The 25969-nt window shown below is 65.9% G+C and carries 14 protein-coding genes; 9 read left to right on the top strand and 5 right to left on the bottom strand.

What is annotated here, in order from left to right; all coding sequences use genetic code 11:
- Positions 1 to 3082, bottom strand: a 3082-nt coding sequence (locus ACWEF6_RS21210; RefSeq protein ID WP_449684558.1) for an NACHT domain-containing protein, incomplete at its 3' end; no start/stop codon positions are given.
- 536 nt (positions 3083 to 3618) lie between these two features.
- Here ACWEF6_RS21210 and ACWEF6_RS21205 point away from each other — a divergent pair.
- From ACWEF6_RS21205 to ACWEF6_RS21190, 4 genes are all read left to right on the top strand, one after another.
- Entirely contained in the window at positions 3619 to 4560 is a 942-nt protein-coding gene (locus ACWEF6_RS21205) for a hypothetical protein (protein WP_449684525.1), read from the top strand.
- Positions 4496 to 4819, top strand: a complete 324-nt coding sequence (locus ACWEF6_RS21200; protein WP_449684524.1) for a VUT family protein — start codon at positions 4496 to 4498, stop codon at positions 4817 to 4819. The genes ACWEF6_RS21205 and ACWEF6_RS21200 overlap by 65 nt, the downstream gene beginning before the upstream one ends.
- Positions 4816 to 5871, top strand: coding sequence for a deazapurine DNA modification protein DpdA family protein (locus ACWEF6_RS21195; protein WP_449684523.1), 1056 nt, complete (start codon positions 4816 to 4818; stop codon positions 5869 to 5871). The genes ACWEF6_RS21200 and ACWEF6_RS21195 overlap by 4 nt, the downstream gene beginning before the upstream one ends.
- Positions 5872 to 5940: 69 nt before the next feature.
- Positions 5941 to 7182 carry a tyrosine-type recombinase/integrase gene (locus ACWEF6_RS21190; protein ID WP_449684522.1) on the top strand — a complete coding sequence of 414 codons (1242 nt, stop codon included), beginning with the start codon at positions 5941 to 5943 and terminating at the stop codon, positions 7180 to 7182.
- A 257-nt stretch (positions 7183 to 7439) separates the two neighbouring features.
- On the opposite strand, the gene ACWEF6_RS21185 is transcribed toward ACWEF6_RS21190, so the two are convergent.
- Positions 7440 to 11129: a YobI family P-loop NTPase gene (locus tag ACWEF6_RS21185; protein WP_449684521.1), complete on the bottom strand. Its 3690-nt coding sequence runs from the start codon at positions 11127 to 11129 to the stop codon at positions 7440 to 7442.
- Between the two features lie 656 nt (positions 11130 to 11785).
- Here ACWEF6_RS21185 and ACWEF6_RS21180 point away from each other — a divergent pair.
- Complete coding sequence (locus tag ACWEF6_RS21180; protein WP_449684520.1) at positions 11786 to 12106, top strand: hypothetical protein; 321 nt, start codon at positions 11786 to 11788, stop codon at positions 12104 to 12106.
- Positions 12107 to 12340: 234 nt separating this feature from the next.
- On the opposite strand, the gene ACWEF6_RS21175 is transcribed toward ACWEF6_RS21180, so the two are convergent.
- Both ACWEF6_RS21175 and ACWEF6_RS21170 read right to left on the bottom strand, forming a co-directional pair.
- A complete protein-coding gene (locus tag ACWEF6_RS21175) occupies positions 12341 to 12547 on the bottom strand; it encodes a hypothetical protein (protein ID WP_449684519.1) in 207 nt (68 codons plus the stop codon).
- A gap of 839 nt (positions 12548 to 13386) precedes the next feature.
- A complete protein-coding gene (locus ACWEF6_RS21170) occupies positions 13387 to 13920 on the bottom strand; it encodes an RNA polymerase sigma factor (RefSeq protein WP_449684518.1) in 534 nt (177 codons plus the stop codon).
- A gap of 660 nt (positions 13921 to 14580) precedes the next feature.
- On the opposite strand from ACWEF6_RS21170, the gene ACWEF6_RS21165 reads away from it, so the two are divergent.
- The 3 genes from ACWEF6_RS21165 to ACWEF6_RS21155 all read left to right on the top strand — a co-directional run bounded on the left by ACWEF6_RS21165 (position 14581) and on the right by ACWEF6_RS21155 (position 16660).
- Positions 14581 to 14748, top strand: coding sequence for a hypothetical protein (locus ACWEF6_RS21165; protein WP_449684517.1), 168 nt, complete (start codon positions 14581 to 14583; stop codon positions 14746 to 14748).
- Between the two features lie 713 nt (positions 14749 to 15461).
- Positions 15462 to 15890 (top strand): hypothetical protein, encoded by a 429-nt coding sequence (locus ACWEF6_RS21160; protein WP_449684516.1) that lies wholly within the window; start codon positions 15462 to 15464, stop codon positions 15888 to 15890.
- Positions 15890 to 16660, top strand: coding sequence for a hypothetical protein (locus ACWEF6_RS21155; protein ID WP_449684515.1), 771 nt, complete (start codon positions 15890 to 15892; stop codon positions 16658 to 16660). Before ACWEF6_RS21160 ends, ACWEF6_RS21155 begins: the two co-directional genes overlap by 1 nt.
- Before the next feature lie 967 nt (positions 16661 to 17627).
- Here the strand turns inward: ACWEF6_RS21155 and ACWEF6_RS21150 are convergent.
- Positions 17628 to 19319, bottom strand: a complete 1692-nt coding sequence (locus ACWEF6_RS21150) for a DUF2079 domain-containing protein (protein WP_449684514.1) — start codon at positions 19317 to 19319, stop codon at positions 17628 to 17630.
- Between the two features lie 339 nt (positions 19320 to 19658).
- Between ACWEF6_RS21150 and ACWEF6_RS21145 the strand changes: the two genes are divergently transcribed.
- A complete protein-coding gene (locus tag ACWEF6_RS21145; RefSeq protein WP_449684513.1) occupies positions 19659 to 25964 on the top strand; it encodes a PA14 domain-containing protein in 6306 nt (2101 codons plus the stop codon).
- Positions 25965 to 25969: the final 5 nt, after the last annotated feature.

The raw sequence follows: 25969 nt of genomic DNA, 5'->3' as shown, positions 1-25969 counted from the left end.
GTAGGGCGGTGATCGCTGGCTCGCTCAGCTCCCCACGGTCGGCCAATGCGGCACTTGCTTGTACTCGGACGATCGAGTCGGTGTGGGGATCGGTGGCGATTTGGAGTAGGGCGGTGATCGCTGGCTCGCTCAGCTCCCCACGGTCGGCCAATGCGGCACTTGCTTGTACTCGGACGATCGAGTCGGTGTGGGGATCGGTGGCGAGCTGAAGTAGGGCGGTGATCGCTGGCTCGCTCAGCTGCTCACGGCCGGCCAGCGCCGCTACTGCTTGTGCTCGCACGTCCGTGTCGGTGTGGGGATCGGTGGCGAGCTGAAGCAGAGCAGTGATCACCGGCTGCCTCGACTCCTCGCCATCGGCCAGCGCCGACATCGCTTGTGAACGCACATAAGCGTGAACGCCGGAATCGGATTCGGGGCCGGGTTGGGGATGAGTGATAATTTGGAGGAGTGCGGTGATCGTTGGCTGGCTCAGTACCCCATCGTTGCCCAGGGTCGACACTGCTTGTATCCGCACGTTCAAGTCGGTGCCGCGGTCGGTGGCGATTTGGAGCAGGGCGGTGATCACTGGCTGACTCAGTACTCCGCCGCCGGCCAGCGTCGAGCCTGCCCTTACTCTTATGTAAGGGTCGGTGTCGGGTTTGGTGGCGATGTGGACCAGGGCGGTAACAGTTGCAGGCGGTAGGTCACCGAGGATAGCGGCGATGCTTGCCAATGCGATCCACGGTAGGACTGTCTCCGGAGTGAGAGAATTGGCGCGTTTGTTCACTGCAATCAAGTAGCGTTTAGCGGCTCTCGTGCCGGTCATCGCGGTAAGCTGCTGTTCCAGCGCTACGCGATACCTTGTGAAGCGGCACCGGCTGTGCTCAGGGTCGAGTCTTTCGTTTATTGCCAGGTCGATGATCTCGTCAATCGTGACGGTAGAAACGGGAGTGTCGTCGGCAAGGATGCGCAGCGCAAATAAGAAATCACGCCCAAGCAAGTCTTCGTATGGGCTAGGTTCGAGCCCGGGATAGATGGCCTGGGCTAGAAGACCGTCGATTTGCTCTGCGTAACCTGCTCCGATCAGGCCGAGCGCTAACAGGATTGGTTCTTTATAGCGGGGGTCGTGGAGGTGGCCGCGCAGCACGGGGGCTCGGTCCGTCGCCGTACCGAGGAGTGCCAGTGCTCGCCCTGCGTAGTACTCCTCGAATGTCAAGTGCATGAACCCATAGCGGCCCGGTGCTCGCTCGACCAGCAGCCCCGTATGGGCTTCGACCTTCTCGATGAAATCCAGCACACCCCGACCAGCCTCGGTATCGAGTGGGTCAGCCGTTAACAGCACGTCCGGGTCCCAGTTGGTGGCCTGATGCGCCGCCCACAGTGGGCCGAGAACCTGAAGCAACTCTGCTCGAGTGGCCGCACCTTCAGGGCGGTTCTGATGCATCCACGCGCCGAGTTCGCTCAGCCACCTATTCAAGGTCGGTTCGTCAGGTAGATCCGCGTCCGCGACTCCTTGAGTACTTCGCCATGTACGGCCGAGGGCAGTGCACACCTCCACGTAGGCTTCTACTCTCCGGTGCGGCAGCCGTCCGCTGGCCCGATGGACCAATACCAGGGCTGTCAGCAGCAGTGGATTGGCAGCCAATCTGCGTACCCCAGCGTTTGCACGTAACGCTTGCTCGATCGCGTTGGCTTCCCGCGTAGCTGCCTCGATGATCGCAGCCTGGCTCTTGTTCGGAGTCTCTGCCTGCTCCACCTGCTGACAGTAGACCTGCAGAAACTGCCCGATCGTGTCTTGATCCATGTCATGCAGCCGCATTGCCGCGAACGGCTTCGGTAACGGAGCGGCCTGATAGCCGGCAATCCGGCTGGTCACCACGAACCGGTTGCCAGACCGACCGTGGGCGGTCACGAAGTTCACAACGGCTGTGACCACTTCGCGGCGGAGCTCCGCTGACGCGACTTCGTCCAGGCCGTCCAGTAGTACCAGGCATCGGCCAGCTTCAAGTTGCTGCTCCAGCATGCTGGCCAGTCCAGGGAGGCGGCACTCCGAGCGTTTCAAATAGTCGGGCAAAAATTCACTAATTCCTACTCGTGGATGCCCTAGGCTGGCATAGTCCCCGATCCGTACATAGATCGGTAGCCGCGCCAACTGTCCCTGCACTGTCTTGCCCTTGAGTACCCCGCGTGCATGGCGTAACGCCATGTACCGCAGCAGCGTCGTTTTACCTGTACCGGGATCACCCAGCACTAACACGTGCGAGGCGTCTCTCACCGCATCCAATACCAGCGCGGGCTGGTCGAAATCGCCGTCGCCGTCGACTGCGAACTTGCGACCGTACTGTGTCTGCAACCGGTCCAGGGTGGTCTCGTACCCAACTGGATCGAGCTGCCCGGCCTCTAGAAGTGCTGCCGCCTTCTGGCGTTCCTGTTCGAACCACGCCCGGGCCCGATCCCCGGGGTGTCGGTCAGGTCGCGCTCGTAGACCGACGAAGACCTTCTCTAGAGGCAGTTGCACCGTGGTGTTACGCACAACACCGGCGGTTCCCACATAGCGATACTGATCGATCAGCCAGCCCAGGTAGCGAACCTGATCGTCGACCGACGATGTGCCCGCCCCCATCGCTTCTGCGATCGAAGTAGCCGCGTCGGCTGTTCGGGCCGCGTCCGCGAGCTCCAATAACGGGTGCAATGCGGATTCGGTGCGAATCTCGCGTGCTAGCGCCTCCAACATCGCCGTGAATGTTGGCCGCACAGCAAAGATTCGATCAAGTCGTTCATCATCCGACCAGGTTGGGCCGAGTGAATCAACCGCCTCTTGCGCGAGTCTGGCCGGGGAGGGAGTCAGGCCTGCCACAAGCACCTTCGACAACTCGTCAGCGCCTTCGTGCTCCCAAAATCCCGCGTTGACGTCGAAGTCTGCCAACTGACGACCGTGGAGCTTCGCGACCTCGGCGAACGCCCGACCCAGTGCGCGTTCCAGCGCCTTCTTCTCCGGGTCGCCCAGCGCCCACTTGCGAGCGCCCTTGGCCGCGACGTCGCCGACCGCTTTACTTAATCGTGACAAGATCGCTTTTGCCAGCGGGGCAACAGTCACCGTCATCAGGTCCACGAGCGAGATTATAGATTCGACGAGTTGATATCACGGGTGTCAGACCAAGCTGGAGGCAGGGTATCGAATATTAATAAATTATTAACTTATTTGTCGTATGCGCGGGTATGCATGCGCGAGAACGGGTCATCTGGGGCGAGGTGGTGATGCTGGGTGTCGCGCACGGGCGGAGGCTATCTATGACTCGAACGCGCTCGCTGACTACTGGAGACTGTGCGACAAGCAGGAGCCGACCATGAGCGGATGCTTAGGAATGGCTCTGCATGCGGATCTTGTACGGGCCGGCACAACGTCGTCAATCCGAGGCGGCAGCTGCGCCTGTATCTCGTTCGCGATTGGTGTCGTGATCGCTCGATCGGGTGTAACTGCGGGAAGAGTGCTAACGAAGTCGCCGCGGCAGTTAGTCCTCCCGAACCGACCGCTTGCTGCACTACTGCTGAGTGGGGGAGGAGGTCGGTGAGTCGTCGAGGCACCGTGGAGGCAGGCCCGACCGGCGGAAGCGTCAGGCTCAGAAAGGAAGCCTGGACGTGACTGCGCCGGAAGTATTGGCAACGCCGCAGGCGGCGGTGTTCGGGGTAGGGATCGCCTTATCGAGCTGTGCGCCTGACCAGCTTGAGGTTGTCCCTGTACGTCGTTACCTCGCTGCTGGCGGGTCGGCGTCGGCACCATTGCAGCGTTACGCCCCGTTGCCGCACTACATCGAGCGTGAGCACGACCGCGCCTTACGCGAGCGGGTTGCGCTCGCGGGCGCTGGGGAGAGTCAGATCGCGACCCTGATCAGCAACTCCACCGCCGGTAAGAAGCGGGCGATGTATCAGGCAATTACCAGCGTCGGGCCGGACGGGGCAGACTCGCTGCTGAGCAACTGGCGAATATACCCCGGAACGAGCCCGGAAGAGCCGGATACTCTGCTGGCCCAGATCACCGCCGTCGCGCCGCGCACTGTTCTGTGGATGCCCGGTGCCGAACGGTACTTCCTGGAGCCAGGTGATGCGGTGGGTAACGCGATCGCCAAGGCATTGCGGGAGCTGCTGGGCGATGTCCGGCGACGCCCCGCGTTGATCCTGTGTGCGATGCGGTCGCGGGCATGGCAGCAGCTGATCGCTCGCCGTGTGCCGGGCGCGTCTGACACATTGCAGCATGCGCGGGCCTTGCTCGACGGGACCGAGATCCTGGTCCCGGATGTCTTCACGGCCGAGGAACAAGAGCGCGCGATGATGTCGGGCGACCCTGTGCTCGCCGACGCGGCAGCGCATGCTCCCGAGCGGTACGTCATCCAGTACCACGTTAGGCGCAACGCTCGACCTGAAAGTGCTCACGATTCCGGTCGGTGCCCTGTGCGCGGGCGCGGCTCTCGGCATCCGAGACCACGTGCACGAGGCGTTCGGTCCGCGTGGGGTCGCGGTGGCGATCGGCTGCGGGACCGGCCTGTCGTGGCTGCTGGGCTCCCCGGCGATCGCGGCAGCTAGCGCGCTCGCCTTCCTTGCCTCGGAAACCATCGACGCGTTCATCTACGCCTCGCTGAGCCGCCGGCGAGGCCGGGCGCTGGCGATGATCGGCTCGAATGTCGTCGGCCTCGCAGTGGACAGCGTCGTGTTCGTCCCGCTGGCGTTCGGCACCTGGGCAGCGGTATCGGGTCAAGTCGCCGGCAAGGCAGCCGCGACTGCACTCGTTGTCGTGGCGCACGCTGCTGCACGGGCGGCTAGGTGTCGGCGGGTGGCTCAATGAGGTTCTACCTGGGAACGCATCAGCCAGCCTGGCTCAGCCGGCAACACGGGGTTCGGCTGCTCGTGTCACATCGTCGTCTCGCCGGCCGCAAGACGATGCCGCGGGCCCACGCACCGTGGGCTCTGGACTCCGGCGGATTCACCGAGCTGACGATGCACGGGCGGTGGCGTACCTCGCCGGAGGCCTACGTCACCGCAGTCCGCCGCTATCAGATGGAGATCGGTCGACTGGATTGGGCCGCGCCCCAGGATTGGATGACCGAGCCGGAGATCCTCGCCCGCACCGGCCTCAGCGTCGCCGGACATCAGCGACGCACCGTCGACAGCTATCTGCTGCTAAGTGAGCTTGCGCCCGACCTTCCGTTCATCCCGGTTTTGCAGGGCCAGACGATCGCCGACTACCAGCGCTGCGCCGATTCATACGAACGCCACGGCGTCGACCTGGCCGCGCAACGACTGGTCGGGCTCGGCAGCGTATGCCGGCGCCAGGGCAGCCACGAGGTCGAAGACATCGTTCGGGTCCTTGCTGCGCGAGGTCTTCGACTGCACGGTTTCGGAGTCAAGACCACCGGGCTCCGGCGCTTCGGCGATGTCCTCGCAAGCGCGGACTCGATGGCGTGGAGCGCTCGCGGCCGCCGCGAACCTGGCTGCGCACCCGGGCACCGAAGTGAGGCGAACTGCCTGCCGTACGCGCTGGCGTGGCGGCGCACCCTCGTCGACAAATTGGCTACCACCCGCCGCGTATCCCGACAGCGGCCGTCGACAAATTGCACACGTCCGCCTCGCGGGCACCCACAAAAACGAAGGCCCGCGGTGTGGTGCCGCCGCGGCCGTCCAATGGCCGAATTCGAGGAGGCATTTCCCATGAGTGAGCAATCGCTGTCGCGTCGAGCCTGGACACCGCGGGAAGTTGCGGCACAACTCGGGATTCCCTACGAGACAGTGCTCGACTTGATTCACAAAGGCAGTATCAATACTCTAAAAGCGGGGCGCTACTACCTGGTTCCTGATTTCGAATTAGATCGCTACCTGCACTCGTGTCATGGATGCTAGCGTCAATGTCGATCACTAATTACCGGCGGTTCAACCGCCGCGTATGCGCACCGTTCAAGGAGTTTTGCTGTGGGCAGGTTGTCGACACCGATAGGCGCCTACGGCGTCATCGCGGTCGAGAAGCTACCCAAAACCAAGAGGCAGGGCGTGCGCTATCGCGCAAGCACCTACTTCAGGACAACCGATGGCTCCCTGCGACGGGTGCGGCGGCAGGCGGTCGGCAAGGACCTGGCCCTCAAGCGGCTGAAAGAAGCTCTCGGGGACCTGACGGAGAAGGCGACCGATGGAGAGATAAGCCGAACGACCCGCTTCGAAGAGGTAATTGCCCTGTACCTCGATGAGTTGGAAGAAGAGGCGAGTCTGGGGAATTTTTCCCCGACCTCTGTTCGGCTCTACCGCAGTGTTCTCAAGAACTGGGCGGCTCCCCCGCTGGGGCAGTTGCAGTGCGGCGAAGTCAGTGTCACCCGCTGCAGCAAGGTGATCAGAGAGGCTCGGAACAAGAAGAGTTACGACACGGCGAAGACCTTGAAGGCTGCGATGTCGGGTGCGTGCGACTATGCGGTCCGGCACGGCGCCATGGAGGAGAACCCCGTCCGGAAGATCGGCCGGATGACGCGCACCGGAGAGCCGAAGAAGGTGGAAGCGCTCACCGCCGAACAGCGCGTCGACCTTCTCGCCAAGCTACGTGCGTACGCACTGACCCGCCAAACCGACGCCCGCGGCCGACTCCTCGGACCGCGCGGCCAGCTCTGGCTGGACCTGGCCGACCTGATGGAGATCATGCTCGCCACCGGCGTCCGGATCGGCGAAGCGCTGGCGATCCTGGGTACCGACATCGACCTCGACGCCAAGACCGTGGGGGCGACCCACCACATCATCCGCGTTGCGGGAGCCGGCCTGGTCCGCCGTCCCCAACGCAAGGGCAACCAGGACGAGCTCCTCCTCGGCATACCGGCGTGGGCTCTTCCGGTTCTGCGGCGACGTAAGGTCGCAGCTGGAAGCGGACCGATCTTCGCCTCATTCGCTGGCGGCTTCCTCGACCCGTCGAACGTCATCAACCGACTCGGCGAGGCGGTAACCGCAGTGGGGTACGAGTGGGTCACCAGCCACGTTTTCCGTAAGACGGTCGGCACCGTCCTCGACGAAGCGGGCCTGCCGACCACGGCGATCGCCGACCAGTTGGGCAACAGCCGACAGGTCGCCGAGCGCCACTACCGCAAGCGCCGCGTCGCCAACCCAGGAAACGTCGCTGCACTCGAGGGCATGCTGCCTGATGCCAGCAGCACCTCGGCCCGCGAACGTCTTACATAGGGTTCGTAGGCAGATCATATCTCTTACGCACAAGTGGTATCGGTCTCAATCGTCGTCGCGCCGACTTAGCTCTGGACGCACCATGCCTTAGTAAGCCGACGTCCGCGGCACGTTAGAAGGTGCGCCATCTCCGAGTTCGAAGAAGTGCAGGCGCCCTATTTTGCACCCATCAGCGCGGCAGCGGCGAGCTTCGCCATCTCCTGTTCGAGCACCGCAATGAATAGCTCCTGCTTGCTCCCGAAGCACGAGTCGTCTCATTAGCGCACGACAGTCACGTAGAGACGGTCCCGAACCCGCGCCCTGGTGACGGCGGCCACCGCGCCCTTACTCTTCAAGTGGGTGAACAACTTCTGGTGCGCGTCGTCGGCAGGCACATCGAACTTGTTCTTGACGCGGGTCTGCAGGAAAGAGTACGGCTCACCGAGCTCACCGAGCACGCCAACGACCTCCTCGGCCGGCGGCAGCGGCGACCGGACGGTGAGCAACCGGACAATCAGGTCGACGTCCCTCGTGGCCGCCGCGATCCGGGCGAGCTGGTCCGGAGGAAGTTCGAGCTGCTGGCCCAACGCGTAGCGGCCGGCCGCCGCGAGCGCGGGAGTGTCAGCGTCCGGGACGTACGCCCCCAGAGCGCCGACAACCTTGTCCCGGGCCACCACTGGGACCTCACTGCTGCGCAGGAACTCAACGACGAAACCGCCGACCAGTTCGGGCGTCAAGAAATCCGTGAAACCCGAAGACTTCGTGATAGCGGGACCGATGGCCGGCCACCCGGCTTCCTTGAACCTCAGAAATGATTCGAACGAGTCTTCGACGAGATGGTGCTCGAGCAAGAGGGCGAAGAGACGACTCTTCTCGGGTTCGATCTCCGAGGGCGCCAGGTACTCTGCGAGCTGAAGGCTTTCTACCAGCTTGATGCGTTCGCCGGGGTCCGGAATCACCCCCGCGGCGTTGAGGATCTCGACAGCAACGTGCGCGCGATCTGCCTCCTCCTCGTCGGTGACCAGGATGCGCCCCACCTCGGTGATCGAGGCGGCGAGCTCTTCGTCGATCTTGCCGGCTACATCGACGTAGGCCATGACGTTTCGGACACTCGGCTCGAAGAGCCGGTGCAACGCGAGGTCCTGCCAGCACGATGTCGGGACGGCGTCCAGGCGTTCTAGCCGGCTGCTCGGCGCGGCGAGGGAGATCAGGCGCTGTACCTGGTCGTTCCCCCACGTCTCCGGCACCGTGGTGAGGACATCGACGAGCGTCTCTTGGGCGATAACAGCGTGTTGCGTCGCGACGTCGTCCTCGACCGCGCTCAAATACCTGTTCGGCCTGTCCAGACAGAAGTTATAGACGTCCGCGTTGTCCCGGATTAGGTCGAGGCTCACCGCCCCGTCGGCTTCCATCGCCGCTCGCAGGTTGTCCGCGGTGATCTGGTAGAGCCACTCTTCGACAACTTTTCTTCGCATGTCGTCGCTGATCTTGGCCAGGTCGGGGAACACGATGCCGGCTTCTTGGATGAACTCGAGGACTTTCACGCGGATCGGAAGCGGCTGCGGGTTAGTGAAGACCGCCATCGCCTGGTAGTGGGCGGTGAGGAAGTCCCGCACCTCGTCGCCGAGTTCGTAGGCGTGGCCACGGACCGCGTCCCGGAGTGCAGCATCGACGAGTCCGGGACGCAGGCGTTCGGGTACTGCTTCGTCCTCGACGAGCGAAGTGAAGATCGGCGACCAGCCGATGCTGCTCAGCCTGGCCGCGAACTTCGCAGGCCAGGTGCCGAGGGTGAAGTACCGCCGGAGCAACGCCTCCGCTCGGTCGTCGAAAGTGCGGGCTACGGATCGCGCGATATCCGCCGCTCGCTCGTCATCGTTGTCGAGGAGGTAGTCCAGCACGTCCACGTTGTAGGCACTGACCGTCCGGACGAACTCCGGTGGAGCTTCGGCCAGGAGGTTCTCGACCGCCGCCGGACCGGAGAACTTGTATTCGACGTTCGGTGTGTTGGTCTGCACATGTTGCACGATGAACGTGGCGACGTCGGCTCCGGAGAACCGGCCGTAGAACTGAGCCGCGTACAGTGCGAAGTTGCGATCCAGGTGCCCGTTCACAACGAGCGCGACCGCCAGCTTCGAGCCCATCGTCTTCTCCACGATGTGCGCGAACGTCGTGCCCTCCCCCGCGGGGACGGTGAAGCGGGTGTCGGCGGCAAGCTGCGCGAAGTCGGCACCCCGCAGGAAGGCGATGTCCTTATCAATCTGCTGGATCGCGGCCTGGGTCTCGTGCTCGTTGACATCGGCCCAGCGATCGGCATCGGCGGCTTCCGGGAAGAGTGCTAGAATGCGACTGTCTCCCAAGGTACCGAGGTCGTACTCCTGTCCAGCCTTTTTTTCGGACGAAGCATGGATCACAATCCTGTTCGCTTCCGTCGCAGCGCGCCAGAAATCACAAGAACGGACTTCGTTTTCTGAGCACCAATCGGATCCCGCCAGAAACTTGACATACCGCCAGTTTCTGACAGCCGGGTTCGGCGAGAGTTCTCTGAGCATCTGTCCGACTGTGACGAGGCGATCACCGAGCCGCTCAGCCAGTGGTCCCATCTTCACCGGCCGGGTCGACTCTTCGAGCAACTCTCGCTTTCGCCGTTCACGGTCGTCGATCGCCGCTGCCACCAGTTCCTGACGGCGGGCGTACAGGTCATCGAGCGCACTGCCGCGACGCGCGATCTCCTCGAAGTCCCTGAGGTGGATGTTCTTGTAGACGACCAACGCGAAGAGGTTGCTCGGGATCAGTCCTGGGGCGGTCTGGCCTTCAACCAGCAGCCGTTCTGCGAAAACGATGTACTCGTTGTAAATGTTCTTCAACAGCCGCATGTCTGTGATGTGCTGGGCGACCAGGGTGATGAGTTCGCGGTCGATGCCGGTGATCTTGCCCGCGGTCAGCAGGTCCGAGAGCAGCTCACGGGCGTTGCGATGGGAGATAAACGGCACGACTGGGATGACGATGTCGAAGAACTTGGTGCGGTTGGCTCGCACCGTCTCGGCCTGGGCCGCGTCCATCTCATCCGGCTCGGCGCCGAAGCCCAGCTTTTCGAAGAGGCTGTCCTTAATAGCGTAGACGAACCGGAGCGGTTTTTTCTCCTCGACTCGCGTGGCCGTGTTGTTGAGCAGGGTGTTGAGCTCGCGCAGGGCTTCGAAGATGTGCGGGTCGTCGAACCGGTCCAAGTCCTCGAAGACGACGACCTCGGGCAGTTCGGTGTCGAAAAAGTAGACGATCTCTTCCAGGTACTCGTCGAAGTACGTCGACAAGCGCTGTGTCAGCTTCACCGCGGCGCCCGCCGCCGAGACGTCCGAGACGACGAAGCGGCCGTAAATCACGATCCGCAGGGTGGCTAGCACGAGGACCGCGAGAGCTGCGAAGCCGGCCCCGGACAGCACACCGAGCCATCCGTTGTGACCGGGCCCGGTGCCGGCGAGGTGAGGTAGCAAGCCGAGTAACCCTAGTGCGCCGGTGATGACCCCGACCGCACCCATAGCTTCGAGCGTCGCGCGCTTCTTGGACAGCGGGACGATGCGGTTGAAGCGCGAGTACGGAAGCCTGCGGGGTGACGCTCGGTACAGGAGCTGCTTGACGAGCTCCTTCTGGATGCGGTTGGTGAGCGTCTTAGGCGTCTCCTTCGGACCTGTGTCCTTGGTGTCCACGTCCTTGGCGTCCGGCCCGAGCGTGGAGATCGCGATGCGCATCGCGCCGGGACGACCGGTCACGAATTCGTCGAGCACGCTCGACTTGCCGGTGCCGTACCGACCAGTGAGCGCGATGTTGAGGTTCTTCGCGTCCTCGACGGCTTCTCGCAGGTGCCTGACGTAGGTCTTGTGTTGCTCGGCTACATACGCCGGAGCCAGTGTCTGCAGGCGTAGGCCAGGGGGAATGGGCGGAGCATCGTCTGTGGTCTTGTCGTCGTCGGTCATCCCTGGGTCCTTACCTGCTCGGTGCTTGCCGGCCGGCACCCGCTTCACGACTGCCGGACAGCTGGATCTTCCGGCCGGGAGGGAAGTCCGCTCCCCGAGACACGCCGGACCGATCGGGTTTCGTTGCATCGAGAACTGATCCAGGAAACCGCGCGTGATCACGTGTTCCTCGTGAGCTTCTGCACCGATCATGAAAACCTGCCTCGGGTGTCACTCTGCCAAGGTCTCCGGTGGCCACCGGACGGTCGACTACGGGCAGCTCGCGCGCAGGAATGCCGCGCTCGCCTCGGGGCTCGCGGTCGCCCCCGGGGCGAGCCTGCTGATCCACGTCGGTAACCGGGTTACCTTCGCGCAGTACATGCCGGCCGTGCTTTGTGCGGCCGCCATCGTCGTGTCGGTGGGTGTGCTGTGGATTGCGGCGGAAACGGCTGCGGTGGCGGAGGGTTTGGGCGCCGACGTCTTGGTGACCGAGGTGGGCGCACGCGGAAGTCGCCGGGATCGGCGCCTCGGAAGGTGTGATCATCCGGGCGGCGAAGCTCGACCTCGGCCCGACCCGCGCCGCCGCCGAAGCCGGACGCGAACGCCGCGACGCCCTCGGGCTGCTGACCGGGGACGCCGCCGGGTAGCGCCTGCCGACGCCGGTCGAGGCCGCGGCGATGACCGAGCTGGTCGCGGCCAGCAACGCCGACGCCGAACCGGTGGACGCCGAGACCGTCGACAACACGGCGGCCGGGTCGATGCCGGAGGTGCTGGCGTTGCTGGCCGACGTCATCGGCGAGGACGAGACCGGGATCGTGGTCACCGCCGACCTCGCCGAACGGATCGGGTGGGACCCGAATACGCTCGGGGAAGCGTTGCGACGCTTGGAAATCCGTGCGCCCGGCCATCTCGGCAGCGGATCGGTGGGAGCAAGTACCCGGTGTCGGTGCAGCACGTGGACGCGATCGTCGAGCACGGCGACGGCAGTTGACACATGAATCATGTGTGTCGTGGCTGGACCGGCTGACCGAACCTTCAATCACCGTGGTGGGTCGGCACAGCCGCGCCGACCCACCACGCGGACGTGCAGCTTCGGCATAACGCGGTGACCAGCTGCAACAACCCGGCGTGCGGGCGTGCGAGCCAATCTGGGAGGTCCGCACACACCCGCACTCGGCGCGGTCGCGCGCCCGCTGCTCGGACAGGCGTCACACGCGTGATCACGGAACCCCTTAGGGGAAAAAGAGCTTTGCGGCCAGACCGGCCAGAGCCATAACCCCAGTGAAAACCGCGGCGGTGGCACCCCCGCACACCACAATCAGCGCCGAACCCGTAAGGCCGGCGAGGTAGCAGATGGCGACTGCGCCGGCCCCGCCGATCGCGCTCAGGACGAGCGCGACGAGCGTCACCAGAGCCAAGAAGATCAGTTTGGTTTTCATACGCCCTCACATGTTCACGGCGCGCCGCATCTTGGGCTGTTCGCCTTCACCGCTATAGACGAAGGCCGTGAGGGGAAATTCTGCGTCGCGGGATGATAAGGAGAGTGGCCCTGGCCATCGGCCAGGGCCACTCCCTCAACCTGCACGGATCAGCTCACTTTGAGCGATCCGTGTCCCCCAAGGTTGCAGTGGTTCGATCCACAGTGCGGATCAGCACCACATGACGGTCCGTAGCGCATCCCGAGTAGGCGTGAGCCCGAGCGCTCGGAAGGTGTTCCAGACTGCCACTGTCAGCACGGTGAGGATCACAGCGGCGACGACCCCTGACGTTGACATCATCATCAAGGCCATCGCACACGCGATCCATACCGATACGTGCTTGCGCACTTTTTCCTTCTTGCGCACTGTTTCCTTTCTTGTTCGTAGGGTCAGTTGGGTCCTGTTCCGAGTTGGTCATGTGCCATGCGTCGGGTGTCGTAGCGGACCGCCGCTTGGTCCTAGAGTCGTGCGGTTGCACGAGGCGCCACCTCGCCGCACATCTCATGCTCAGCGCGGGCTGAGCCACACCCATGTCGGCATCCCTCCTTACCTGTATCAACCTCGATATCCAGGTCGGGTTGAGACTTATCGGGTCGTCGTGCATCCGCGGGGAGTAGTCCCCCCGGCGGGGCCGGCCGCGCGTGCGCGACCGGCCGCCGGAGCGTCTCCCGGGAACGGATCTTCGTCCGAGGTCGCCCTCCTCGCTGTCCGGTAAACCCGGGCAAGGAAGGCTTCCTCGTCGAAGTCCGCTACCTCTGCCTTGAAGGACTCGGCGTCCCGGAGCAGCCGCTCTTCAACGCTCAAACCGCCTCCTCCGCAAGTAGTTCGCGCAGTCGGTCGAGAACTGACTGGTGTCGCTTGAACGCTTTACTCCCAGTCAGCCCCGTCGCTTCACGAACAGCTTTCTCGATGTTGAAATCTCGGTAGTACCTGAGATAGATCAGCATCTGATCTTCCACGTCGAGTTCCCGGATCGCCAGACGCACATCCATGTGAGACGCGATGCGCTCCATGCGGTCGTCGGCCCCGAAAAGCTTGCTACTGTCGCCTTCGGGAATGGGAACTTCCGCTCGGTTCGACCGCGATCTCGCGACGCGCCCGCTGCTGACAGCGGCGTTCGCGACGCATCGCCGGAGATATGCCTGCACGTTACCGATCGACGCCAGCTTCGAGGGCTCCGTCTTCAGCAGACTGACGAACACATCGTGTGCCAGGTCTTCCGCGTCGCGTTTGCTCCGGCAGAAGTACAGGGCACAGCTGTAGATCTCGCTGACATTCTCATTGAGTAGTTGGTGTGATTTCTCTTCGAGCTCGGCCAGTGACTCGTTGCTCAACGGTCACCACCCGAGTTCGGCCGTGGCTGGCGGGAACCCCGCCGCCCTGCGACGACGTCGCAGGACCGGTGCTCAACCTCGTGCTCGTGCCGTGGCGCATGCGACGAAGCGTGTTGAGCGGACCCGTACACGCCGGCCGCAGCACTGCTGCAGACCGGACGGCTCGTGCAGGGACGGTTGTCCACCCAGGTCTCCCTTCGGTGTAGCCCCGCCCCACCCCCGCGGATGAAGCCGGGGTTTGGTGCTGCCCTTGATGACGAAGCGACCTAGCCAGGATTTCTCCCGGAACACACCGAGTGTTACGCAGGTCACATCTAGAGAGTGCGAGGCGACGTAGGAGACACCTTCAAGAGACGCAGCAGCCCTGCTTCGCAGCCGCCTGACCGGGGGCTTGGTGTCACTTATTCGATACAGGCACCGTTGACCACGTGGAATCGTGCGAGTTTCGGGTTCGGCTGCCCCGCGACGTACCGCCAGCCCGGTACGCGGCGATCGTGCACGCCGTCGCCGGGGTGCTCGACGCCGCCGGTCTGGTCGCCGGATCATCGATCTTCGTGAACCACGTAGCCCGTGATGAGGACCTGAACGAAGCGTTCGACCAGTTCAGCGCCCTGTACCCGTGGAACGACGGCCGACGCGCTCGTCGCCGATGGCGCCGGGGTGCCGGCGGGCAGCCAGCTCGCGTCGCGGCTGAACCTGTCGAAGCCGGTTGCGAACGACGTCCGCGACTTGATGAAGAAGCTCGCCACCGGCGACACGAAGCTGGTCGTCGGCGAGCCGGAGCCGGTCGCCGACCCGGTTGTGCCGATGCTGAGCCGCGCGCTGTAGTCCGAGCACCGTGATGCCCTTCGCGCGACGTTGCGCGGGGGCCTTGTTCGGCCTCGACGGTGTCACCTACGAGATCGACCTGTCATGACAGAACGCGCGAACAACTTGTCTACGTCGTGTTCGCGAACACTTCGTTCGTCTGTCTTCCCGCAGGTCAGCGCATGATTCGGTGGCCGCTCTGTGCACGGCCGCTGGACCCAGGATCGGTGAACAGTGATAGTGATCAGCGAAGCGGCGGGGAATTCGCATTCACCGTTGCTGGTGAGACTTCAAGGTCTCACCACCCGAGCCTTCTGCAGGGGTTGCGGTCGCGCTTCGGGGATCGGTGGTCGTGAATGCAGACTCGGCCACCAGCGGTTTTCGATCAGGTGTCGACCGGGTCGAATGCCGGGCTGCGGGCTCCGGGTGCCTTCCAGGTACCCCGGGGCCCGAGTTCGTTTCGGGGGCACCGGTGGTCGCCAAGTCTCACCGCCAGTCTCACCTCCCGGCCCGACGTTCGCTTCGTTCGTCCCGTCGTTGCGGTCGCATCGTGAACACTTTCCGTGGCCGGACTTCGTGACCACTATGGACTTGTTCTTCCGGGACCGGGCAGACTTTCGTCGTGCTCCGGACGTTCCGGGCCACCGCGTGACCAGGGCTGCACCCTGAGAGCCCGGTGCCGATCTCCCAAGACGACCGCAACCCCGTTCGAGCCGTTCCCCGGTGATCCGGGGGTGGCGCACCGCAGCCAGCGGCGCGGCGCCCCGGGTGCCGGTTCTTCCGGTTCGAAGAAAGTGAAGGCCAACGTGATGTACCGGGTGCCGTCCCTCGACGGCGCTGCACACCCGCCCGACGGCCCCGGCCGCTTGGACGGGAAGTCGTCGGGCTGTACCTGCCCGCACACTCCGGGGGCGGTGTCCCCGCAGGAAAGCCCATGGACCAGGGTCGCGATGTTCGCAACGTCGGTCGCGGTGCTGATGATGCTGTACTTCAGCGGCGTCGAGTTCTTCACGGCGCTCGGCTGGGCGGCCACCGGGACCGCCTCGCTGCTGAGCATCTGCTGGGGCCTGCCTCGGGTCCCCGGGCTGATCGGCCGTTACAAAGTCAGCCGGCGTCCTTCGCCTGCGGATCCAATCATCATCCCTGACCAGGGACGTTCGTGATGAGCCGCCGGTCCGAGGGCTCCGCGCTTTCGGCCGGCGTCGCCGCGTCGGTGTCGCTGAGCGGCACCGGCGCGGGGGCGTTCGGCCAGCGGGAGCTGAAGCTCCCGCTGATCGCCGCGGAGACCCCGGTCGAGTTCCGGGCGCTGCTCGGTGAGATCCGGAAGGCGGCTGGCGGCATGTCGTTCGGCCAGATCGCGGCGAAGACGAGGATGGCGCGCAGCACGGCCTTCGCGCTGACGGACACGAAGCGGTTGGGACTGCCGACGCGTGACCTGGTGATCTTGTACGTCACGGCGTGCGGGCTGTCCAAGCAGCAGGTCGGCGAAGTCGCCGAGTTGTGGGACGAACTGGACGCGAAGCCCGTGAAGACGGTCGAGGAGTCGCTCGCGAAGCCTCTCCCGGTCGAGGTCGAAGCCGAGATCGTGCCGATGCGCACAGCACCGGCACCACTGGTGCCGGTCCGGCGCCGCACTCCGCGCAGGGGCACAACCGCCGAAGTAGTGCTGCGGGCGCTGCGCAGCGATCGCGAGAACCGGCGTGCGCTGCGGCTGCTGTGGCCGCTCGCGTTCGTGGCCAGCGTGCTGATCGCCGGCCTGACGGTGATCGCAGTGATCGTTCCGGGTGCGGCCCAGGCGCTGGGCACGTTCTTCGCGGTCACTACCGCGGTCGGAATCGTCATCGGCCTGATGGTGGCGAGGGTGCGATTCGACAGGCAGTTGGCTGAACGTCGGGGTGAGGCGGCAGGGGCGTCCCGACCACCGGGCGCGTAACGCGCCCGGTCACCGGACGTCTTTCAGGTAGCGGCATCACACCGCGGCCGACTCGTCGGCGGGCCTCCCCCCACCCGCCGACGAGTCGGCTACCCGTTCGGCCACGTGGTCCGCATCGCTCGGCGACGACGCGAGGCGGCCGTGTTGCGGGCGACAGCCTTCGTGCGCGAAAACCCCGGTCAGGCTGGCTGCCTGATCCAGGGCTTTCGTGCTGCGCTGTCCGACCTGGCGGGCCGGTTCAGGTACGGGGTTCGGGGTTATCGGCGTGGCGGCCGCGTCGCCTATGAAACACGCGCGTCGGCGATCCGGGACCGCAAGCGCCACTTCTGCATGCGGAGATCAACCGAATGCAGCGTGGGAACCCACGGCACCTCGACACCGGGCAGTAGTCGCCAGGCCCGCGTTGCGCGAAGCCGGTGGCGTCGTCGGCGACCGCAGGGCGGACGCGCTGGCGGTGCCTGACTGTCGAACTAGGGGCGATTTAAGGGCGAAATTGCAGGTCGAACGACGTCGACTGACGTCGGCTGAGAGCATGAGCGATTGCAAACATCCCAGCTAGATCGACTGACGTCGACTCGAAACCACTCGAACCAATAATCCGGAGGGTTCTTGGTTCGAGTCCAAGCGGGGGAGCAAAGCCCAGGTCGACGACCTGGGCTTTTTGCTGCCTAGGGCTAGGGGCGTTCTCCTGTCCATCTTGACGATCGTCCAAGGTTGGATTGGCCGTCAACGCCCGTCCACGGCGATACGTGGGCCGGCGTCGTGGCGTTGCGGCATGGCGTCCTGTTGGCGACGCTCTAGCCGTTTGGGTAGGTCGATGGCCTCCTGCGGCTGGCCGGCCACTGGCAGGGGGCCGACGGAGGGCCAAGGGGTGCGGGGCGAGTAGGGGGCTCGTGTACCCAGAAAGTCCTCGGCTCCGCTACGACTCGGCGTTCTCGTTGCGGACTGCGTCATCTGGGGTGGTGCCTCAACTGATTCGGTAGAGGTGACCCTCCTGGACGGCGAGAACGACGAGTGGCGAGTTTGTCGGACCTGCTGTCGCCTGCCAAGACGTGGCGCCTGCGGGGGCTGTTGAGCTCTGAGTGGCAGTCAGGGGTAGTCCGGTGATGCCGCCGCCGGTCACCGTGCCCGTGGAATCGGTCATGAGGATGCAGCCTGGCGGAGTTCCGTTGAGAACGGCCCAGCCGGTGATGATGGTGTCTGCGCCGGCGGTGGGGGAGTCCGTCGCCCCGTGGGCGGTCCCCGGGCCGTCGTGCGGCATCGGTTGTGCGGTGGCGAGGTCGACGTGGCTACCGAGTTCGGTACCGCCGCAGCCGAGGGTGAAGTCGTCGTTGAACGGGTACGCCCGCAATGCGCGAGCGGCGGGTGCGGCGCCGCGTTGGATGTGGAGGGCGTCCAAGGCGGCGGGCGCGTCGACGCGAAGCGCGATGGCGGACAGGGTGAGCGGTGCGTAGCTACGGCGGACTTCATCGGCTTTGCCCCCGCCGATCGCATGCGTGGTCAACGCGAGGGTGACGATGCCGGCGACAAGATAACGCTGTGGCCACTGTGGACGGTGCAGGGGCATCAGGACGAGCAACGCGATGGTGGCGAGTGCGGCGACGAGTACATAGCGGCTGATGAGGCCTACGTTGCCTCCCGGGACGTTCGTCGTCGTCCGGCCGAGCGCGAGCATCAATCCCAGCGCGAAGGCGTAGCAGGCCAATCCCGCCCATCCGGCGTCTGCAGTGGCCGACTCGCGTAGGCGGTCCCCGATCGTCCGGTTGAGCAGCAAGCCGAGCAGTGTGATCGTCAGGCCACCCGCGATCACCGCGACGACGGCGATGTCCACTGACCACAATCCGCCGACGGCAGCGGCGACGACGGACAGACGTCCGTCCGGGTCGAACGCGGCCGTCGCCCCTGACTGTGTCCCGGCGGGTTTGGTGAGCCACCACGCACCGACGATCACGACGCCTGCCGCCGCCGGGATCACGATCCGTGGTAGGGATTCCTTGCGCAGCCACATGATGAAGGCGACCACGAACCAGATCGGCAACGCTGCTCCGAAACTGAGACACGCGACAACGGCGGCTCCTGAAGCGAAGGCGAGGCGGCCGCGGTGGGCGCAGGCGATCGCGATCGTGCAGAAGGCCACGGCGGGCACCCAGCTGATGCCGTTCGTGCCCTGCAGCCACAGTTCGGTGGCGTGGGAGCTGAACAGCAGCCACGCCATGCCCGCGGTCAACGCACCGCGGGCTGTTGGTGAGAGCTGTCGCGGCAGCATCGAACGCAGTGCCGGCACCGCGACGGCCAGCAGAGCGATGGTCAGGACCGTCAGGACGCGGTTGTCACCGCCGAACCACGCCGCGTCCGCGTAGAACAGCAGCGAAGGTACGACGAACGGCTGGTCGAGGTGGTAGGTGAACACCTGGCCGAGCAGGAGGTTGCCGCTGTCGTCGGTGATCTTGGCGAAGACGTGCCAGTAGTCGAGCAGCACGTGCATCCGCGGCGCGCGCACCGCGGCCAGCAGGGCCAGGCCGACCGGGACGGCCGCGAACAACCACCACGCGACCACGCTCGGCCGCCACGACGCGCGGTCGCGGGCCGGCGCGGCGATGCGCGGGATCGGCGCGGTGACGTCCGGCCCCTGGGTCTCGGCGAGCGCTGGCTGGGTCATGGATCTCCTGCCGGAACGGATGGCTGCGGCCCGGCGACGGCGGGACCGGCAGGCATCGTAACCGGCGGCGTCGGCGCGCCTACAAGGCGGTGACCTGGACCTTTACTGGATCGGTGATGGCTTGGCAACTGTGGGTCTCGTCTCACCGAACCTGTGTAACAGCTGTGAATCCTCGCCGATGATTGCTGCGGGTGAGGGACGAGCACTTCCCGACCCCTGGGCAGACCGGGCACGAGGTGCGCGGCGAGCCGGGCAAGACCCCGCGGCGGCAGCTGTGTCCCGCGGGGCCATTGGGGGCGACCTCGGCGGGGTGCCGGGGTCGCCGGGGGAGGTACTGGCGTGCTGCGTTTGTCGCGTCCTGTCCATCTGGTCCGCTGGGTCAGGGCACTCGTGCTCGTCCTGACGATGACCCTGCTGCTCGGCAGCACCGAAGCGATCGCGGCACCGCCGCGTTTGACCGAGGCGCCCAAGCCGATCGACCCGCGTGAGGTCGGCCTGCTGCCATCGGCCACACCTGCGCCGGTGGCCCCGCAGGCGCCGTCGAAGGCGGATTTCGCAGCACTGAGCCGGTTGGATGGCGGGGCGGGCAAGCACTTCGATCCGCAGCGCTCGACGCCGGTGTCGCGGACGATGTTCACCACCGAGTACGTCAACGCCGACGGCACGCACTCGGTGCGGCAGTCGAACCAGCCGATGAACGTCCAGGACGAGCGCGGCCAGTGGCAGCCAGTCCAGACCACCCTCGAAACGGACCCGGCGACCAAGCGCGCCGACGCCGACAGCCACCCTCTGAGCCCGTCCCTGGCCACCAAGGCCAACGATGCCGCGGTGTTGCAGGTCGAGTCCGGTGGGCACACCGCCGGCTTGGCCCTGGACCAGGCGGCTCCGACGGCGGCTGCGGTGAAGGGCGACTCGGTCACCTACCCCGAGGTCGCCGCCGGCACGGACCTGGACTACGAGGTCACCCCGGGCGCGGTGAAGGAGACGATCAAGCTCAAGCGGCCGCCGGCCGACGGGCGGTCGTCGTGGAAGTTCAAGCTCACCACCGGCGACTTGACGCCGAAGCTGGAGAAGAACGGCTCGGTCACTCTGGCGGACAAGGCCGGTTCGGCGAAGATCGTGCTGCCGCCGATCGAGACCTGGGACTCCGCGGGCCACGGTGAGACCGCTCCCGCGATGACCGGCGGTACCTACACCCTGGACAAGGCCGGTGCGGACTGGTGGCTGACCGTCGCGGTCGACCCGAACTGGCTGCGCGACCCCAAGCGCGTCTACCCGGTGTCGGTCGACCCGACCTTCACCTACGGCGTCACCGAGTCCCACTCCTACCGCTCCGACGGCACGAACTGTGACGCCTGTGGCCTGCGGATCGGCAACAGCCAGGCCAAGGGAGACACGTACAACCGCAGCGTCTTCCACATGGACTACTCGCCGCTGTTCGGCAAGACCGTGGTCGGCGCGCGGATGGACCTGGCCCGCAACACCAGCGTCGTCGGCTCGTTGAAAACGTGGAACGCGAACCTCTACCACGCGTCGGCGTTCAACTACAACGGCGTCGGCGGCTACATGACCAGCGCCCTCGTCGGCGACGTCGGCAGCTTCGTCGGCGAAGGCATGACCGGGTTCATCCGCGACCGCGTCAACGCCCGCGACGGCTCGGTCTTCTTCATGATGATCGGCGCCGAAAACCCCGGCACCTGGACCTACAAGAACCTCAACGCCACCCTGACCGTCGACACCGGCTCCCCAGCTCCGGCTGCCACGCTGGTCGGTCCGGCGGACGGCACGGTGTCGACGTCGCTGACCCCGACGCTGTCGGTCAACCCGGTCACCGACCCGGACGGTGAGCAGGTCAAGTACTGCTTCCGCATCGCCACCGGCGCCGACGCCAAGTCCGGCGTCGTGGTCGAGTCCGGCTGCCTGACCACCCCGACATGGACGGTCCCGGCCGGAATCCTGCAGGACGGTGTCGCCTACACGTGGCAGGCGATGACCTACAGCGGTACCACGACGATCACCCCTACCTGGGTCGGCCACTTCAAGATCGACCAGCGCATCGGTGATCACGGCCCAGCTCCGACCGACGACGTCGGCCCGGTGACCGTGAACCTGGCCAACGGCAACGTCTCCACCGGAGAGCAGACGCCGGCGTTCACCACCGTCGGCGGTAACGCCGGCTTGAATTTCGCTTACAACTCGCAGCAGGTCGAGAGCAAGGGGCTCAAGGCGTCCTACTTCTCCGATCTGTCGCATAACGGGATCATCAGCGACGCGCAGCAGCCGGTGCTGGTGCGGACTGAGCCGCAGGTCAACGTCGACTGGGGTACCGATTCGCCGTTCGCGCCAGCGTTGCCCGCGGATTGGTTCGTCGCCCGGTGGGAAGGCTTCTTCCAGGCTCCAGTCACCGGTACGTACCAGTTCGCCGGGGTGCACGACGACGGTGGCACCGTGTGGATCAACGGTGCCAAGGTGTACGAGGTCAATACCGCGAGCGATGTGAACTGGACCCAGTCGACGAGCGTCTCGCTGACCGCGGGCCAGCGAGTGCCGATCAAGGTGGAGAACGCCGAAGCGACTGGCGCGGCGAAGATGCGGCTGTTCGTCCGCACCGCCGACAGCACCGCCGTTGCCCCGCAGATCGTCCCCGCCGACTGGTTGTTCACCTCGGACCTGCCGGTGCTGCCTCAGGGCTGGACGCTCTCGGCCGACCTCGACGGCGATGGCTCGAGCTACACCGAGGCGAAGGTCACGGATCAGAACATCGTCCTGACCGACGCCACCGGCGCCAAGCACACCTGGACGAAGAAGAGCACCGGCGGCTACACCCCACCGGACAACGAGGACGGCGTCCTCGCGCTCGACACCGCCGGCAAGATCACCGTGACCGACGGCGGGGACGTGTTCGTCTTCCGTGCCGACGGCAAGCTTGAAAGCCAGTCCGCCAGCACCGATTCGAAGAAGCCCGCCACGCTGCAGTACGTCTACGACGGCACTCCATCGCGCCTGCGCGAGATCAAGGACCCGGTCTCCGGCCGGTCGCACGTACTGCACTACAACCGGGTCGGCGACGACTGCTACGGCGGCACGACCCCGCCGCCCGGTGCCCAGGCACTGCCGCCATCGCAGATGCTGTGCCGCATCAGCTACTGGGACGGCACCGAAACCCGCCTGTGGTACGTCGGCGGCCAGCTGGGCCGGATCGAAGACTCGGGCTCGGAGATCACTGACTACGGCTACGGCTCGAACGGCCTGCTCGGCGGCGTGCGCTCCAGCCTGGCCAACGACTGGATCGCCGCGGACCCGGCGAACCGCAAGGTCAGCGAAGGTGACCTCACCACTGTCGTCACCTACGACACCGGCACCAAGCCAAAGGCCACCAACATCAGCTTGGCGGTCGCCGCGGTCGGCAAGCCCCGTGAAGCCACCGGCTACCGCTATGACCCGGCCAACCGCACGACCTACCTCGACACCGCGGGACTCTCGCCCGCCGTCGGGTTTTCCGGGAAGGTCACCTACGACGAGGCCGACCGCGCGGTGTCCACAACGGATAGTGCAGGCCGGGTATCAACGCAGGAGTGGGGACCCAAGGACCTGCCGCTGTCTACCACGGACCCGGCGGGCCGCAAGGCCACCACGGTCTACGACTACGCCGACCGTCCGGTCGATTCCTACGGCCCGGCGCCTGCGTCCTGCTTCACCGGTCGGCTGCCGAGTGGTACGTGCCCCGGCGGCATGGCCCACGGCCACAACGCCTACGACGAGGGCATCGACGGACTCGCCGTCTCGTGGTATGACAACGACAAGCTGTCCGGCGCGCCGAAGGCCTACACCACCGGGCTCGGCACGGCCGACGGCTCGTTCGTCAAGAACTGGAACAGCGACGCACCCGCCAACGGTCTGCCCGCGGACCACTTCTCGCTGCGCGCCACCGGGGACATCGTCTTCCCGGCCGCCGGCGACTACACCCTCCGGCTGCTGGCCGACGACGGCGTGCGGGTCTGGGTCGACGACCAGCTGGTCATCGACGACTGGATCAACACCACGGCGAAGTGGCGCCAAGGCGTCGTGCACGCCGACACGGCCGGGCAGGCCAAGCGGATCCGCGTCGACTACTACGAGTTCGACCTGACCGCCCAGCTGGAGCTGCACTGGACCACGCCGTCGGGCACCCAGCAGCCGGTGCCCGGTACGCAGCTGCGCCCGCGCTACGGCCTGAAGACGTCAACGACAGCGTCGGAATCCGACGGTGTCGCGGACAAGACCGGCACGACCAAGTTCGGGGAGAACGGCCTCGACCCCGCCTACGGCCTGGCGACCTCCGGCCTGGCCAACCCGAACGGGTTGAAGGTCGCGGGTTCGGTGTCGTACGAGCCGCCTGGGACGGGCTACCTGCGCCGGACCAGCAAGACCATGGCCACCGGCGCGCGCACCACCTACGCCTACTACGGCGACACCGAAAGCCGGAGCAACCCGTGTGCTCCCGGCAGTGCCGCGGTCAACCAGGCCGGTATGCCCAAGCTGACCACCTCGACGGCGCCCGCGGCCGGCCCGGCGCGAGTCGACGAGCAGGTCTACGACGCGTCCGGGCGAGTGGTCGCCGAGGCGACCGGCGGCGACTGGACGTGCACCACCTACGACGGCCGTGACCGGCCGGTGCAGGAGAAGGTGCCCGCAAGCAAGGACGCCCCGGCGCGGACGGTGACCCACGACTACGCCGTCGGCGGCGACCCGCTCACGGCGTCGGTCAGCGACGACAAGGGCACCGTCACCACGGTCAGCGACCTGCTCGGCCGCGTCGTGGCCTACACCGACGTCAACGGCGTGCGCACCAGCACGAGCTACGACCAGGTCGGCCGGGTGGCCTCGTCGACGGTGACACCGCCGGACCCGGCGGATCCGGCGCGCACGGTGTCGTTCGGCTACGACGACGCCGGACGGGTGCTCACGCAGAAGCTGAACGGCCAAGTCCTCGCCTCCGTCGGCTACGACAACGCGGGCGAACTCGCCTCGGTCACCTACGGCAACGGCACGTCGCTCGCGTCGATCACCAAGGACAACGGGGCACGGCTGCTCTCGCTGGGGTGGAAGACCAGTGACGGTACGGACGTCGTCTCGAAGGTCGGCCGCACGGCCGCGGGCACGATCGTCGACGAGTCCCTCGCCGGCCTGGACGCCCGCCCGAACGCGCCGAACTACGTGTACGACGGCGTCGGCAGACTGACCGAGGCGTACGTCGCCGGGCACCACTACACCTACGACTTCACCTCGGCGGCGTCGGCGACCTGCCCGGCGGGCACCCAAGCGAACGCCGGACTGAACACCAACCGGATGCGGCTGCTCGACGAGACCGCCGCTGGAACGGCAGAAACCCGCTACTGCTACGACGCGGCAGACCGATTGCTGGCCACCGAGGGCGCCACCGCCCTTTCCGGGGTCACCTACGACGCGGACGGCAACACCACGGGCTGGACCGCTGCGGACGGCGGCACGACGGAGCTGGCGTGGGACGGCTCCGACCGCAACCTCGGCGCCAGGACGACCGGGCCGAACCCCGCGCTCAACGCCGATATCGCCTACACGCGCGACGCGACCAACCGCATCGTCCGGCGCGACCCGCGCAACTGCGACAACAATACCGTCGTGCGCTATGGCTACACCGGTGACGGGGACAGCGCCGACCTCACGCTGAACGCGGACGGCCGGCTCACCACGCTCACTCTGACGCTGCCAGGCGGGGTGCTGTACACGTCGAAGGTGGGTTCCGACGGCACGTTCACCCCGTCGTTCGACCACCCGTCGGTTCGTGGCGACCTGGTGCTGTCCACCGACGCAGCCGGGCACCAGGCCGGCGAGCTGCGCACGTTCGATCCGTACGGTCAGCCGCTGGCTGCCTCGGGTGCGGTCGACACGCAGAACGTGCCGGACAACTCGCCCGGTTCGATGGACTACGGCTGGCTCGGCGAGCACCAGCGGGCCTACGAGCACACCGGGGGACTGTCGCTGGTCCAGATGGGGGCCCGGCCGTACAGCCCGCTGCTTGGCCGGTTCCTGTCGGTCGACCCGGTCGAAGGTGGCTCGGCGAACGACTACGACTACGTGGCCGGCGACCCGATCAACGCCACCGACCTCGACGGCAACTCGTGGTTCAGCTCGATCGTCTCGGTGGTCACCAAGGTGGCCGAGGTCGTCTCCAACCTCCCGGGGCCGATCGGGGCGGTCGCCAGCGGCGTCGCCGCGGTCGGCAACGCCATCCAGGGCAACTGGGGCGCGGCCATCATGTACGGCTTGGGCGCGATCACGGTCGGCGTCGGGGCACTGGCCGTGGGTGCGTACAAGGCGGCGAAGTTCGTCGCCAAGGTCGCCCCCAAGGTCAACTACGCGGCGAAGGCGCGGGTCGGGAAGTGGATGGCCAAGACGATGAACGGGACCAAGCACCGTGTGGAGATCGCGCACGGCCGCGGGTGGACGAAATACGATCTGGCGGGTAAGGCACACTACGAGAAGTCGGTGAAGAAGTGGATTCCCACGCCGCACAAGTTCACGCAGGCGCGCAATCACCGCGCGCCGAGCGGGCGGGGGAAGAACGGGCCGGTTTCGAGCATGCGGTGGCGAGACCTCGCCCGGGTCTACCGGCACTTGCGGTGACGACC

Source organism: Amycolatopsis sp. NPDC004772 (assembly GCF_053601215.1).
The sequence above is the reverse complement of the archived record's forward strand: the minus strand, read 5'-3'. Positions and strand labels throughout refer to the sequence as shown.